We start from the raw sequence: 14,823 nt of genomic DNA on the forward strand, positions 1-14,823 counted from the left end.
CTTTAGTATATCCAAGGAAACTGTTGGGGCGACATTGTCAATCGAGGGTCCTTTATGCCGAAATGGCTTCAAGGCGTGGCTGGCCGTTATTTTCAGTCCGTTATTTTCGATACCCAGTTACAGCGTATTTATTTTGGCTTGTCATGCAACTGTCATTTTTAAGTCATAGACTTGTCATTGTGGCAATTGATACTGGCTGCGTTTTAGAAACCAAGTTCGGTAAAAACTGGAGCAAATAATGAAATTGAAACAGCTTGTCGGCGCGGTAACCCTTACGGCCGCTGGTGTATTCTCTGCAGCATCTATGGCTGCTATCGATCAGTCACTGCCAACCTACGAGAAAACAAGTGGTGTTTCCGGTAACTTGTCTTCCGTCGGCTCTGACACTCTGGCCAACATGATGACTCTGTGGGCGGAAGAATTCAAACAGATGTACCCTAACGTCAACATCCAGATCCAGGCTGCCGGTTCTTCAACTGCGCCTCCAGCCCTGACCGAAGGGACTTCTCAGTTCGGCCCAATGAGCCGCAAGATGAAGCCAAACGAAGAAGAAGCGTTTGAAAAGCACTATGGTTACAAGCCTACTGCGATTCGTGTAGCCATCGATGCCCTGGCGGTTTTTGTTCACAAGGACAACCCAATCAAGGGTCTGAGCATAGAGCAGGTTGATGCTATCTTCTCCTCTACCCACAAGTGTGGTGGCAGCGATATCACTCGCTGGGGTGATGCCGGTCTGGACGGAAGCTGGTCTGCCAAAGACATTCAGCTGTACGGCCGTAACTCAGTATCCGGAACTTACGGTTACTTCAAGAAGAAAGCGCTGTGTAAGGGTGACTTCAAAGCCAACGTGAACGAGCAGCCAGGCAGCGCCTCTGTGGTTCAGTCTGTATCTCAGTCGCTGAACGCTATCGGTTACTCAGGCATAGGTTACAAGACTGCCGGTGTTAAAGCCGTGGCTCTGTCCAAGAAGGGCGACGACTATATCGCTGCAACACCAGAAAACGCGGCCAGCGGTACTTACCCACTGTCACGCTACCTCTACGTTTACATCAACAAGCATCCAAACAAAGAGCTGTCACCCATGCAGCGCGAGTTTGTCCGCTATGTCCTGTCCAAGCAGGGTCAGCAGGTGGTTGAGAAAGACGGTTATGTTGCACTGCCAAGAAGTGTGATTGCCAAAGACCTGGAGAAGGCTGGTATCCGTCTGTAAGACATACTCCCTTCGAAGAAAAGCCCGCATCGCGGGCTTTTTTGTGTTTCAGTCCATGGAAAACAGCGCCGGGGCGCGCTGCTGCATGAACTCGATAAAGAGCTTCACCTTGAGTGGTTGCTGGCTGCGTTGATGATAGAGCAGGGAGATACGCCGTTTTTCTCCTTTCCACTCCGGCAGCAATACCTGTAGCCGCCCGTCTTTCAACTCCTGTTTACAAAAGAGCTCTGGGCCGTAAAGAATCCCGCCGTCATTCAAGGTTGCGCGGATGGCGCCGTGGAGATCCGTCAGGGTCAGGTTGGCCGGGCCGTCATAATAGAAGGCATCGCCATCAGGATGGCGCAGCGACCAGTTGAACAGAGGCCAGACCTTGATCACCTTGTGTTGACTGAGCTGCTGCGGATGATTGAATACCGGCGCCTTTCGAAGATACCCGGGGGAAGCCACCAGGCGATAATCCAATACCCCGAGAGAGCAGGAGACCCAGGAGGAGTCCGGTTGGGTGCCGCCAACTATGGCAACATCTATGCCTTTGTCGATGAGATCCACCACCTCATTGCTTTGGGCGATATGCAGTTTGATATCCGGGTAGCACTCGCAAAATTCGTTCAGTGTCTCGATGAATATCATAGAGATTATCGAGATGGGGGCGGCAATTCTCAAGGTGCCTTCGGGCTTGTCGGCGCAGGTGCCACTGGCCAGGGCATCAAACTGGGCTATCAGCTGCTGATAGCGTTGGAATAACTCCAGTCCCTCTTCGGTCAACCTCAGTTTGCGGGTGGTACGCATCAGCAGTTGTTTATCCAGCACAGACTCCAGCTTGGCCAGTTTGCGGCTGACGGTCGCCACCGGCATATCCAACACTTTGGCGGCCTGTGAGAAACTGCCGGCATTGACCAGATGTACAAACAAGTAGAGCAGTTGCAGTTCGGGGGCCTGATTGTCACTCATTGCGGTTCCTCAATGTGCCAAGGATATGTTTAAAACGCTTGTCTGCCGGTTTCTACGACCATAGCGCAATGGCTGGCGGATAACGACTATGGTATCTTGCCGGCGTCTCTGCCGAACTTACTTCGCTGTACTGATAAGGGCAGGCAAGATACAGAATTCCCCGCCATTTTCGCAGATCCCCGGCGGGAGTACGACAGCCAAAGTCAGCAAAATGGAAGAAGTATGACTGGAATCATTACTCCGCTGATCTCTGTGTTTGGCATTATGCTCGCAGGTTCACTGGTACAGAAAAGCAAAATCCTGCCGGATGGTACGGATGCGGCGCTCAATCAATATGTTTACTACATAGCTTTTCCGGCCATTATGATGATAGTGCTGGCAAGAACTTCTTTCGAGGAGATCTTCCAGTGGCATTTCATCGTCGGTTTCAGCGTGGCAATGATGCTGACCTACCTGCTGGTGTTGCTGATTTCCGGCTGTTTCAGGGCGGGTCAAGGGGTAGGGGCAATTCGCGCCTTGAATGCCACCTTTGGCAATACCGCCTTTATCGGTATCCCCATGATGATGATAGTCTACCCGGGAAACCAGCTGGCGCTGGCCGCGGCGGCCATTGCCAGCCTGTTGTCTGTGGTGATGTTTGCCGTGGCACTGGTGTCGCTGGAGCTTGCCAGAGATACAGAAAATAAGGCGCATCCTTTGCTGATAATTGTTGAAGCGCTGGCGAAAAACCCGATTGTTATCGGCAGCGCCCTGGGCGTTGCCGTCTCGGCGTCCGGTATGGCTCTGCCGGATGGGATAGAGATGATGATAAGTCAGATAGGCGCCACCTCCAGTCCATGCGCCCTGTTTGCCATCGGCATGGTGTTGGCCAAGGCGACTCGGGTTCGTGGCGCCACCCGCTTACCTGGGCCTTGGCAGTTGGCCGAGCTCTTTGGCATCAACGCCTGCAAACTGCTACTGCAACCTCTGCTGGCTTATCTATTATTGAAAGCCATGGGGATCAGCGGCACCAATCTGCAGATGGGGGTTATTCTTGCGGCCCTGCCTACGGCAGCGAGTGTATACTTACTGGCGCAGCGTTATGACACCAAGGCCGGGGTTAGTGCTCAGGGGATACTACTGGGCACGCTGATCACCTTTATCAGTTTGCCTTTGATAGCGGCATGGGCCGTCTAGCATTTCGGGGCCGGGAAGAACACAGGGAATAATTAATCGACAGATATTTACTGTATAAAAAATCAGTATATACTGTTTATCAATACAGTGTTTTGGGAATTCATTATGCTTTGCCAACTCAGCATCAATAACTTTGCCATAGTGCGTTTTCTGGAGCTGGACTTCCGTCCGGGAATGACCAGTATTACCGGCGAGACCGGGGCGGGTAAATCCATTGCCATCGATGCCCTGGGGCTTTGTCTCGGCAACCGGGCCGATGCCGCCAGTGTGCGCCCAGGCGCCAGCAAGACGGAAGTCAGCGCCCGTTTCTCTCTGGCGGATGTCCCTCTGGCCAAGCGTTGGCTGGAAGATAATGATCTCGAACTCGAAGATGAATGTATTCTACGGCGCACCATAGGCAGCGATGGCCGCTCCCGCGCCTATATTAATGGTAACCCTGTGCCGCTGACTCAGCTCAAGGCCTTGGGGCCATTGCTGGTGGGGATCCACGGCCAGCATGCCCATCACGCCATGCTCAAGACAGAGCAGCAACTTTACCTGCTGGACAGCTATGCCAATCATAAGCTGTTGCTCGATGGTGTCAGCAGTGCCTATCAGCGTTATCGTCAAATCGAGCAGGAGCTGCGGCAACTGGTGCTGTCGCAGCAGGAGAGAATCGCCCGCAAGCAGTTACTCAGCTATCAGGTGGAAGAGCTCAACGACTTTGCCCTCGGGGAGCATGAATTTGCCGAGATAGAGCAGGAGCACAAGCGTCTGGCCAACAGTACGGCGCTGATCGAGTCCTGTCAGTTGGCCTTGATGCTGCTCAGTGAGGGCGAAGAGGCCAACATAGAGTCATTGCTGAACCGGGCTGTGCATATCAGCGCCGAGCTGGAGAGTGTCGATTCTGAGCTGGCCAATGTTGGCGGTATGCTCAACGATGCCCTGATCCAGGTGCAGGAAAGCAGCAGCGAACTACAGCGCTATCTGGACAAGCTCGAGTTGGACCCTGAACACTTTGCCATGCTGGAGGCGCGACTTTCCAAGGCGATGCAATTGGCGCGCAAGCATCAGGTGATGCCCTCAGAGTTGTATCAACACCATCAGCAGTTGCTGACCGAACTGGGTAGCCTCGACTCAGATGAGCAGAAGCTCGAAGAGATAGAGCAGCAATTGGAAGCCAGCAAACAGAATTACCTGACCCAGGCGCAAAAACTCAGTCAGAGCCGCAGCCGCTATGCCAAAGAGTTGGACAAGTTGGTCACGGCTTCCATCCATGAACTCAATATGCCCAAGGGCAAGTTCAGCATAGCGGTGGAGTTCAGCCCTGAGCAGATGTCGGTCAACGGCAGTGACAGGGTGGAGTTTCTGGTGACCACCAACCCGGGGCAGCCACTGCAGAGTCTGGCCAAGGTGGCCTCTGGGGGCGAGCTTTCCCGTATCGGCCTGGGTATTCAGGTAATAACCGCCCGTAAGGTGGCAACCCCGACACTGATTTTTGACGAGGTGGACGTGGGGATTTCCGGACCAACGGCCGCCGTGGTGGGCCGCATGTTGCGCACCCTGGGAGAATCGACCCAGGTATTGTGTGTGACTCATCTGCCGCAGGTGGCAGGTAACGGCCATCAGCATATGTTTGTTGCCAAACATGCCAAGGGCAGTGGTACTGAAACCTCTATGGTGGCACTGGATAAAGAGCAACGGGTACAGGAGCTGGCTCGGTTGCTTGGCGGCGATACCATTACCAGCAATACCCTGGCCAACGCCCGTGAGCTGCTGAGTAGTTAAGCTCAAGGCAGTTAAGCCCAAGTCAGTTAATCCAAGAACGGCGCCCACATGGGTTACTTGCTGTACGCGTCAGATCCGAAACTCAGTGATCCGGACAAGAAGGCGATAGAAAGCGCCCTGGCTCGCAGTAAGGGGGCGGGTAACTTTCGTAATATGTTTATCAATATCCCGGATGGCAAAGAGAAGGGGATCCAGGTGATCCCCATCGGCGACTTTTCTTCCAAAGACCAATTTGCCAGCGCCAAGAACATCAGCGCTCAGGATGTGCTGACGGCCAACCGCTTTCCGGCCGGGATGGCGGGGATTATTCCCCAGGGCGCGGCAGGGCTTGGGGATCCGCTCAAAACCAACGATGTCTATCAGAGCAATGAAGTGCTGCCACTGGCGCGTGATATTGTGGAGTTCATCAACAGTGACCCCGACCTGGCCAAGCTGGGATCACTGAGTGTGCGTGAACCTTAATTGGGTTTCACCCACACCAACCCCTGGGGGATGAATGGGTCAACGACCGGCTGCTCCATTCCAGCGTGGACCCCCAAGTTGGTCAGCGCCACAGCAAACTCGGCATAGTGGCCGCGAACAGTGCCGCTTTCTTCGCCGTAACGGGCGCCATGGTGCCAAATAGCTAAGTTGCGTTTAATCCCATCTTCAAAGCTCAGCGCGTCTTTGTGAATGATCCCCCACAGCGCCAAATGCAGGGTAAAGTAATTGCTGCGGAAGGTAATTTTTTTGCTGGGCTTGGCGGTGTATTCATCCAGACGTTTTTGGCAATGGGCACTGGCTTTATCATGGTCGCCGTTAAACCAGGCTTTTAGCGCATGCACCAAATCATCTGCAGTATCCGGTTTGGGGTTGCCGGGAAAGTGCCCTTCCGGGTACAGCAAGCAGGCTTCTTTGGCGATAGCCAGCTCACCGGCGGCCATGGCATAGTTGAAACAACTGGCGACATTGATAGCTTGATTTCCTCGAGACACCTTTTCGCCGATAAACTCCGGGTCTTGGGGAGCAAAAGCCATTTTAAGTGGTCGTAACTGATACTCGGCGGCTTTTTTGAAAGCGGCCTTGGCTTCATCAAATTTTTGGTTCAATGCGTAGGACATAGCCAGACTGGCATAGTCAAAACCACGGCCCCAGTAATAACCTTCTTTCTTAGAATCTTGATAAAAGCCAGCTTCATCCAATGCCTTGGCTCGAGCAATGGTTTCCAAATCGATTTCTAGTTCACTGGCAAGCTGCTCTGCCGAGAGTTGCGGGATTTTTTTTGTCATGGTTATTTGTTTCCTTTCAATGCTTTTAATCCATCGGCAAAGGTGCTCTTGACCGTATCAAATTCAGGGATGGTGAACTCTTGCTTCGCCCCGTCTTTAGGCGGCAGCAGGTTACCTTTATCGTCTTGCCAAAAATAACGCACCTGACCGCTTTCAGTGTTGGTGAATATCGCCAGGTGATTCTTCTCACCATTCTTGTCAAGGATGCTTTGCCACAGCGCCTGCTCTTTTTGTTGATAGGGACCGCCCTTACGGTTGGATGCTTGACCGACTTTGGGGGCTTTTCTCTTCATCCTTCTTGCCCAGCGCTTGTTTTTGTCATCGGATCCTTGTCGCTCTCCAAATTGATTGCGGCTGAGGCTAGTACTATCGCTGTTGTAACCTTTGTGCTCAATCTCAACCAGACCGCGCTTTTTACAATCCATCATATTGTCGCAGCCGTGATAACGGTGGATAAAGCCCTCATTTTGCTTTAGTCCCAAGTCCTTGTATACCTGCTCGGCACCATATTGTCCCAGGGCTTCACTCAGGGCATTGGGGGATTTGGTGTTGATTTGGGATAGGATTTTACCGGCTTCTTCTTTGAACTCGGCCAAGTCAGTGACAAGCTTCTTGCGATTGGTGGCAGCCTCAAGCACTAATAGTGCGGCTTCATAACCGACAAACGATTGTACAGCTTCCGCTCCGGCCAACTCATTATCCGCAAGTGGCAGAGTTGGATTACCCCGATAGCGGTCCCCCAATTCTTCCGGAGTCAGGGTTTGGCCTGTCGCTTCATCTTTGGCTTGAATGATCCCTTTATCGGCCAGCCACTCGGCTTGTGATGCGCGTTGCTCGTCAATGTAATCATTGATGACCTGTTTAGCACCGCCCATCATGGCGTTAATGGCTTTAGTTATCCCGGTTTCTTTCAGCTCAGCCGGGGCTTCCGGCACTGGGGTGATGTTGGGCTCTACAATGGGCTCAGAGGCTTTGGCATAGTTGCCATGCCCGAACTGAGGCCGGGTAGGCAAACGCTTGACACGTTCCCTGAAAGTGGACGATACAAAAGGGCTGATATCGCCAAAGAATTGTATGCTGCCGAAGTCATCGTCTCTGTCACCTAACAGGAAAAAGTCACCGCTTTCCAAACGCCAAGCGATGCGACTTAAAGCACTGTCAATTTGATGTTGGCTAGGGGCATAGGAAATGCCGCAATCACTCAGTAGGCTGTCTAAACCAAAGACCGTTTGGTTGAATCCTGGGTGACTGGATAGGGATCTCCGAATGTAGCCAAGAGCCCTCTCTGGTTGGATGATTCTAGGGATATCGTTCTGGTAAGCATCACGGTAGTGCACAACTCGCATTTATCTCTCCTTGATAAAAAATCTTCCTGACTTGCAAGCTATCCGATGAATGTACCACTTTTCTGTGAGAATGTTCTCGTTATAATAACGCAGACACCAGTATTGGTTGGGAAAGTCGCTTCGGGTTTCAAACCCAGTCAATTTTGTTGCGAAAACAAACCAAATTAGGGTTTTGTTGCATTTATCAAAAATTTGACATTTGTCTAATTGTTTGCACACTCAATGCCGGCTATTGTATAACTAATTCAATCGCTTAGATTTAGCACTTCCTTAATCTTAAGCCGAAAGCAGCACTTTTCCGTTTTCAGCGGAATGCAGGGACAAACAGAGTTTGGACCCGTGCGGTAGCCATGGCTTTACTCGACGTTTTTTGTAGGGCCTGAGTTGTAGGCCCTTGGTTGTAAGGCTTGAAGCGCTCATGACAAGTACCTCATAACCGATTTTTTATACAGTATTATTGACGTTCTTGAAAAAATGCCGGAAATTTGCAGATAAGTTTGCGCGTTATTTCTGTAAAACTTTAGAAAATATTATTAAATTCATAAAGTTAAAAATACAGCAGGTAGATAATAGGTTTGGAAACCGCGCATGCGCACTATACAGCTGTTATGTTCACAAAAGCACAGAGGTAATTTGAAAGTTGTCCAAAAAGATTAACTACGAAGTAAAAGAAGCCATGGTGTCACTGTCGGGCGCCTGCTTTTGGTACTGGAATAGCTTCTACAGTTTTCTTGATAGCTGCGGTGTATCGAAGTCCCTGTGCAATCGCTTCCCCCGAGAGGTATTTAACAAGTACCAGGTGATGCGCAATGTTCTTGAGCATCTAGAAGAAACTGGTGATATCGAAGCAATTAACGGACTTATTTCGAATTTCTTTCGTTTAAGGGGCGCAGTTGATAAAGATTCACTAGATGAGAAAAAAGCCAAAGAATTACTAGCGGAATTTCGAGAGCTAGTTGGCAACGATCCTATCGAAGCAGAAATTGAGCGAAGAAAAAGAGAAGAGGCACGCTCCACTTACAGTTCAAAGGTTGAAGAGAGCAAATCTCAGAGAAAACGGCTAGAGGATCTGAACGCAATTTTTATGTCACTAGCTTCTGGAAGTGAATACACTCCACAGCAAAGAGGCTATAAGCTAGAAGATCTTTTTTGTGATCTTTTGCAATTTAGCGAACTGGAGTATTCGAGGCCATACAAAACTCCCGACGGAGAACAGATTGACGGTCATTTTCGGTATGAGAAGTTCGATTACTTGATTGAGTCAAAATGGGAGGATGGTCAGAGCAAGCAAAAGGATCTATCGATTTTTGATGGTAAAATCAGGGGCAAGGCACAAAGCACCAGAGGGTTGTTTTTGTCCGCAAATGGCTTTGATGAAAACGCGATCATGAAGTTTTCTGGCGACTCTCCGCGAATCATTCTAATGTCTGGAGAAGATCTCGCGCTAATCCTGAGTGGCCGAGTCCTTTTCTCAGATGCGATGAAAGCCAAGGTTGAAGCCATTGTCCGTTATGGGAATATCAATTTTCCATTACGCAAGATATGAACATAACAAGTAATTCCAGTCGCCCTTCGGGCTGGGACCTCGGCTTCGCCTCGGCCCCTGAATACAGGCGTTAGCTCTCTCATAAGGTGTACCATGACATTTTGGGTTTATAGCGAGACAGAAGGAGATACATGTGCGGGTGCAAAAATCGGTGCTGCGATGCATTTCTTCTCTCATGATTTATTTGAAGGGTGTAAATACAATGCCCACCTTGCGAAGACAGCAGAAAAAACATTTCAGGTAAGATCTGCAAACATGTCATGTATTTTGTTTTCAGTTTCAGCTATTGAAGCAAAGTTTAACGAATTAACAACAATGTTTGGGTCAATACCTGATTGCAGTAATGTCTGGTCAGATGTTCTTATAAACCATCAAAGAAAGCCTACAGCTCAAAAGTGGAACTTGATAACAGCCAAAACGAATGGAACAGATTGGAATCATTCTGATGAACCTTTTCGTTCATATAATCTTATCAAAGCTCTACGAAATGAGCTTGTTCACTACAAAGGTGAATTACTAGAGCAAGATATGGCACCAAATGTAAAAATCCAAGAAATCATGACTAAACTTGGCATCCAATCTGAAGCTACATTTATGGAAGATGACTGCTCATCGTGGGCTAATGATCTTCTTAATAACAGAGAGTTAGGAACATTTGTTGTAGAGTCAATTTCCCCTGTTTGGGAAAACATGCTTCAGTTCCTTGGCAGCGAAGTGTAGCGTTCAAGGCATATGACTGAAGGCACGCCTTGCATCCAGACCTGTAAGTCGACGCAGAACACACATAGGACTTGTTCGCCCCTTTCTTAAGCCGCTATTGTCATTGGCATAACTGCTTGCTCACGTTAGTTAGAGCGTGTGCTGTGTAATGCCATAGCGCCGACATTTTCCCCTGATATCTATTCCATTCCTGCTCTGACGTGGTTGAATATCCCTTCATCCAACTCGATACCGATAAAGTGCCGGCCCAGCGCCTTACAGCCTTTCCCGGTAGAGCCTGAACCCATGAAACAATCCAACACAACGTCTCCAGGGCGACTGCTAGCGTTAATGATGTGCTCGAGCATGGCTGCGGGTTTTTCGCAGGGATGCTTGCCTGGGTAGTAGGGCACAGCCGGGTAGTGCCAAACATAGGTAAACGGTACATCCTTGGAGACAGTGAAGGGCCGGCGCAAGTTCCGGTACTGCGCTTTCAAGTCATCGAACTCTTGTGCCAGACCTTGGTATTGTCGCTGTAGCGCCACAAATTCAGTCTCCAGCCTCAGTCTCCAGCGTGTCATAGTCCAGTTCCAGCGCCTTTTGGGTAAACAAGGCTTGCAGCTTTTGATACTGCTCAACATTGGGCAATTGCCACTGCGAAGCGGCAAACCAGTGGCTGGCCATCTGGGTTCCGGTGGCTTGATTGATCTCTTTGTTGCTGACGGCGGCGCGGGCTTTTTCTGCTTTGAAGTAATCAATCAAGGGGCAAACACATGCTGGCGCAGCGCTTTGTACTTTTCATAGTAGCCACTGCTGCCCTTGGCAAAGCCTTCGGAGCCCTAGTGCTCGCACATAATGATCCGCTCAGTTGCTCGGAGGTTGATTGCAGCCCAGGGGGGAGTGTGTGTTGATGTGACCAGGTTGCCACGAACGTATGGCCACAGTAGGGAACCGTGCAGGTGCAGTACATCTTGGCATAATATGGGATCGCATCCTTGGTGTTTTGGATAGTAGCTTGACGGACGATTTTCCCCGTCTTTGCTATGACTTACGGCCTTTGGGTGAAGTGTTTTTTCGCTGTGAGCCTTTACTGGCGCTTTTTTCCCCTGCGCCGCCTTTTCCTGCTTTTCTCTCTTTGGTTTTTCCTTCAGTGGCTTTCCCCTCAGTAGCTTTGCGGGAAGCCGTTTGAGCCTTTTGGCTCCCGGTCTGCAGTGGTTTATTGGCGACTGTTTCGGTGTCTGTTGCGTCAGCAATTTTCGGTTGTGGCAATATCCCCAATTCTTCAAAGAAATTGATCTGCCTTCTCAGCTCAAATAAAGAGCCGGTGCGGCTGGTCTGGCCTATGGTCAGGGTCCAGCTGTCTGTGAGGCCGTCGGTATTGCTGAGGATATAGCCACGATAAACAAGCTTACGCATCTTATTGAGCGCTGATCCCTATGTTGGATACGCCGCTCATGACGATTTCCTTGCGCAGTGCTTTGACAAACTCCGCCGTTATCTGCGGGTTTTCCTCGATTATTTCCAGCAAGGATCCCTGCAATTCGCGCTCTTCCTGCATCACTTCGTGGTTGAATACAAAATCGTCCAATGCTTCACCATCCAATTCGGGATCGGCTATGGCTTCGATATAGTGGGCCACGGTACCGGATGACAGCTTGGAGATATTGGTGATGTCGTCTTCCACCTTGCTTTCCAGTGCACCCAGCAGTGAACTGAGTGCCACAGTGGCATCCATCGCCGGGTAGGCTCCATAGGCGTCGAATTGGGTCGGCTCCGGGGTGTTTTCTTCCAGTTTTGCCATCTGCAGTTCAAGGTTCAGCTTGAGTTTGCGGTCATATAAAGACTGCCACAACAGGTTGAGTACCGTATCCAATACCTGGGGATCGCCGAATTCACACACCTCGGAAAACAGTTGGTAGTTGGGGTACATACGCTGGCACAGCGCCACGGCAAAGAGTTTCTTTTGTGGCAGTTCCAGCGCCTTTAGGCGTTTAAAGAAGCCCGGTTTAGTTGTCATCGGTTAAATCCATCGAAAGTTGGGATATCACTTGTTTTGCCGCAGATTCTACCTTAGTTAACTCATCAAGTAACTCCAGTATTTCCGGCTCCAGCTCGGCAATGCTGCTGCCTTGCTTGAGACCGCCTTCCACGGTTTGACAGAGTTTTTGCAACGTCGGTACGCCGCAGTAGCAACAGGCACCGTGCAGTTTGTGGACACAGGCCTGCATTTTGGCGGCGTCATCCTGCTCCAGCGATTCCTGAATGTTGCTGGTGGTGTCCGGCATGGAGTCAATTAGCATTCTGAGCATATCCAGCGCCAGATCCTGTTTCTGATTGGCCTGGGTCAGACACAGCTCCCAGTTGAGGGTGTGCTGGTCAAAATGGGTAAACTTGGGCCGGGTAATCCAGCGGCTGATCACTCCTTTCAGTGCGGCTTCATCTATGGGCTTGGGCAGGTAGCCATCCATGCCGCTATTGAGGATCCGCTCGCGCTCCTCATTGATGGCGTGGGCGGTTACCGCAATGATGGGGGTATTGCGGTTCAACGAGTCCTGACGAATGAGCCGGGTGGCGGTAATGCCATCGGTTCCCGGCATCTGGATATCCATAAAAATCAAATCAAAGCTGCGCTGTTTGGCCAGATTCACCGCCTGCTCGCCATTACTGGCTGTGGTCACCCCTGTAACCAATTCATCGAGCAGGGTGTCAATCAGCTTGAGATTGGCCGGGTTGTCATCCACCGCCAGCACATTGAGTTTGTGGCGCTGCTGCGGCTCAACCAGCTTGGGCAGGGCGGGCTTGAGTTCAGATTCCTGTGGCAGATAAATCATGTTGCGTGCCATCAGGTATTCGCTGGCAGGAATGCTCAGAACAAGGTCTACCACAGGGCGAATATAGCGCTCCAGTGCCTCTTGATCATGGCAGTCGAACAGCGCAATAAGGGCCTCAGTCACTTGTCTGGCACTCTTGAGCACTGCCTGCAACTGAGTCGGGCCATCGAAACCGTGACAGCCGAGCAGCACATAGTGGAAATGCGCCTTGTCTTGAGCAAGCTCGGCTTCCAATTGCGGCACAGTGTGAACACTGTTGACCTGCATCTGCCATTGTTGCAGACGGCGGTTGAGCACAGAGCGGGTCAAGGGCCTGGGTTCAAACAGTAATACCGTCTTGCCTCTGAGCTGCTCCAGTGGCAGCGGTTCACCTATCGGGAACTGGCTGGTCATCAGTGGCAGGGTAAACCAGAAGGTGGAGCCTTTACCCACCCGGGAGCTAAAGCCTATCTGGCCGCCCATCTGGTTAATGAGGCGTTTGGTGATCACCAGCCCAAGGCCGGTACCGCCGAAGCGGCGTGAGATAGATGAATCGGCCTGGCCGAACGCCTGAAACAGCAACTCCTGCTGGCTTTCTTCAATGCCAATACCTGTATCTGACACCTCACAGTGCAGCAGCAACTTGTCTTCCTTGATGTTGCTGATATCCACCTTCAACAGCACGCTGCCCTGATCGGTAAACTTGATGGCATTGCCCACCAGATTGGTGATGATCTGACCCACCCGCATGGCATCGCCGCTGACGGCATCCGGCACTTCCGGGGCTACATCCACCACAAGTTCCAGCCCCTTCTCGTGGGCAGAACCGGCCAGCAGCATCATGGTGTCATCCAGGGTTTCCCTGAGGGCAAACGGCATGGTTTCCAGCACCATTTTGCCGGCTTCCAACTTGGAGAAGTCGAGGATGTCGTTAATGATACTCAGCAGGTTGGTGGCACTGCGTTCAATGGTGCGAATATATTCCATCTGGCTGGCGTGCAGCGGCGTTTTCAATAGTTGACGGGCAAAACCTATCACGCCATTGAGTGGCGTTCTCAGTTCGTGGGACATGTTGGCCAAAAATTCAGATTTTATCCGGCTGGCTTCCAGCGCCCGTTTCTTGGCCAAGTCCAGTTCAACGTTCTGAATTTCAATCTGCTCCAGGGTTTCCCTGAGATCCGAGGTCGCCTGATCTATGTTCTGCTGCATCTCATCATGGTATTCCGACAAGGAGCCCGCCATGGCGTTAATCCCCCGTTTGAGCAGATCCAGCTCACCGATGAGATTGCCCTCCAGCCGGGTATCCAGCTTGCCCTCACGGATTTTGGCCACCACCCGTACCATGTCGGTGATAGGCTGAGTGACATTCTTTACCAGGCGGAAGGTGAATAGCAGATTCAGCTGCACCCCGATAAGCACTATGATAAAAGCCGCCACCGCGGCTCTGTGCTGTTCCAGCAGCGCCTTTTCCTTGTTGAGCAGCAAAGAGATATAGCCCAGGGGTTTCTCATTGAAGCCGGGAGCATCGTCTATCGCCAGCAGACTACCGGCAGCGAAAATCGGTGCCCTGAGCACCAGGCTGTCGCCTAGCTGATCATATTCGGTGCGGGCCAGATCCGAGATGGCGCCCTTGTAGCGCATAATCTCAAAGTCTTTGTGATAATGGGAGGTGACAAACAGCTGGTTGTCGGCATCGAAGATGGCGATGGATTTCACCAAGGTCGACTTGTTGAGCTGAGCCGCGGCGAGCAGGCGTTTGGTGGCTTCGCGGTTGTTGGCAGCCAGGCCTATCTCGCTGGCGATGGCCAGCGGCTCTATGATATTACTGCCCTGTTCTATGAGCGTATCTTCAAGCTCATAAAAGCGATTTATGGTAAAGTAACTGCCCAGAAGAATACCGACCAAAATGGTAGGAGCCAGGGCCAATACCAGCACCCAGGATCTGAGGCTGTACTTGGTCATGTTATTCGCACTGTTCATGGGCGGTATAGGTATTCCAGCTAGTTTGTTTTACGGCTATAGATAGACTGCCAGATATCCCGGCGTCTTT

Annotated in this window: 14 protein-coding genes; 6 read left to right on the forward strand and 8 right to left on the reverse strand. The window is 51.0% G+C overall.

What is annotated here, in order from left to right; genetic code table 11:
• Positions 1–238 precede the first annotated feature (238 nt).
• Complete coding sequence (locus tag ACMHXI_RS17385) at positions 239–1,210, forward strand: PstS family phosphate ABC transporter substrate-binding protein (protein WP_025889126.1); 972 nt, start codon at positions 239–241, stop codon at positions 1,208–1,210.
• A gap of 48 nt (positions 1,211–1,258) precedes the next feature.
• Here the strand turns inward: ACMHXI_RS17385 and ACMHXI_RS17390 are convergent, their stop codons facing one another.
• On the reverse strand, positions 1,259–2,161 hold the full coding sequence (locus ACMHXI_RS17390; protein WP_025011643.1) for a LysR family transcriptional regulator: 903 nt from the start codon (positions 2,159–2,161) through the stop codon (positions 1,259–1,261).
• A 222-nt stretch (positions 2,162–2,383) separates the two neighbouring features.
• On the opposite strand from ACMHXI_RS17390, the gene ACMHXI_RS17395 reads away from it, so the two are divergent.
• The 3 genes from ACMHXI_RS17395 to ACMHXI_RS17405 all read left to right on the forward strand — a co-directional run bounded on the left by ACMHXI_RS17395 (position 2,384) and on the right by ACMHXI_RS17405 (position 5,566).
• On the forward strand, positions 2,384–3,337 hold the full coding sequence (locus tag ACMHXI_RS17395) for an AEC family transporter (protein WP_117199780.1): 954 nt from the start codon (positions 2,384–2,386) through the stop codon (positions 3,335–3,337).
• A gap of 105 nt (positions 3,338–3,442) precedes the next feature.
• Positions 3,443–5,104 carry a DNA repair protein RecN gene (recN, locus tag ACMHXI_RS17400; protein WP_093983584.1) on the forward strand — a complete coding sequence of 554 codons (1,662 nt, stop codon included), beginning with the start codon at positions 3,443–3,445 and terminating at the stop codon, positions 5,102–5,104.
• Between the two features lie 48 nt (positions 5,105–5,152).
• Entirely contained in the window at positions 5,153–5,566 is a 414-nt protein-coding gene (locus ACMHXI_RS17405; RefSeq protein WP_117199779.1) for a hypothetical protein, read from the forward strand.
• Here the strand turns inward: ACMHXI_RS17405 and ACMHXI_RS17410 are convergent.
• Both ACMHXI_RS17410 and ACMHXI_RS17415 read right to left on the reverse strand, forming a co-directional pair.
• Complete coding sequence (locus ACMHXI_RS17410) at positions 5,563–6,372, reverse strand: hypothetical protein (protein ID WP_117199778.1); 810 nt, start codon at positions 6,370–6,372, stop codon at positions 5,563–5,565. The genes ACMHXI_RS17405 and ACMHXI_RS17410 overlap by 4 nt on opposite strands.
• A 2-nt stretch (positions 6,373–6,374) precedes the next feature.
• The gene (locus ACMHXI_RS17415) at positions 6,375–7,718 is read right to left on the reverse strand and encodes a hypothetical protein (protein ID WP_117199777.1); all 1,344 of its coding nucleotides are present in this window, start codon (positions 7,716–7,718) and stop codon (positions 6,375–6,377) included.
• A gap of 640 nt (positions 7,719–8,358) precedes the next feature.
• On the opposite strand from ACMHXI_RS17415, the gene ACMHXI_RS17420 reads away from it, so the two are divergent.
• Together ACMHXI_RS17420 and ACMHXI_RS17425 are read left to right on the forward strand one after the other, a co-directional pair.
• Positions 8,359–9,264, forward strand: coding sequence for a restriction endonuclease (locus tag ACMHXI_RS17420; RefSeq protein ID WP_144225171.1), 906 nt, complete (start codon positions 8,359–8,361; stop codon positions 9,262–9,264).
• A gap of 93 nt (positions 9,265–9,357) precedes the next feature.
• Positions 9,358–9,984: a hypothetical protein gene (locus ACMHXI_RS17425; protein ID WP_117199775.1), complete on the forward strand. Its 627-nt coding sequence runs from the start codon at positions 9,358–9,360 to the stop codon at positions 9,982–9,984.
• Between the two features lie 179 nt (positions 9,985–10,163).
• Here the strand turns inward: ACMHXI_RS17425 and ACMHXI_RS17430 are convergent, their stop codons facing one another.
• The 5 genes from ACMHXI_RS17430 to barA form a co-directional block, all read right to left on the reverse strand.
• Positions 10,164–10,544: a site-specific DNA-methyltransferase gene (locus ACMHXI_RS17430; protein ID WP_208142904.1), complete on the reverse strand. Its 381-nt coding sequence runs from the start codon at positions 10,542–10,544 to the stop codon at positions 10,164–10,166.
• Complete coding sequence (locus tag ACMHXI_RS17435) at positions 10,513–10,725, reverse strand: hypothetical protein (protein ID WP_208142903.1); 213 nt, start codon at positions 10,723–10,725, stop codon at positions 10,513–10,515. Before ACMHXI_RS17435 ends, ACMHXI_RS17430 begins: the two co-directional genes overlap by 32 nt.
• A 279-nt stretch (positions 10,726–11,004) precedes the next feature.
• Positions 11,005–11,379 (reverse strand): DUF3319 domain-containing protein, encoded by a 375-nt coding sequence (locus ACMHXI_RS17440; RefSeq protein WP_117199774.1) that lies wholly within the window; start codon positions 11,377–11,379, stop codon positions 11,005–11,007.
• Between the two features lies 1 nt (position 11,380).
• The gene (locus ACMHXI_RS17445) at positions 11,381–11,980 is read right to left on the reverse strand and encodes a YjaG family protein (protein WP_109248109.1); all 600 of its coding nucleotides are present in this window, start codon (positions 11,978–11,980) and stop codon (positions 11,381–11,383) included.
• Positions 11,970–14,753 carry a two-component sensor histidine kinase BarA gene (gene barA / locus ACMHXI_RS17450; RefSeq protein WP_117199773.1) on the reverse strand — a complete coding sequence of 928 codons (2,784 nt, stop codon included), beginning with the start codon at positions 14,751–14,753 and terminating at the stop codon, positions 11,970–11,972. Before barA ends, ACMHXI_RS17445 begins: the two co-directional genes overlap by 11 nt.
• Positions 14,754–14,823: the final 70 nt, after the last annotated feature.

It is taken from the genome of Shewanella sp. BJSY2023SW005, from assembly GCF_047314585.1.
In the GTDB taxonomy this organism is placed as follows: Bacteria; Pseudomonadota; Gammaproteobacteria; order Enterobacterales; family Shewanellaceae; genus Shewanella; species Shewanella algae.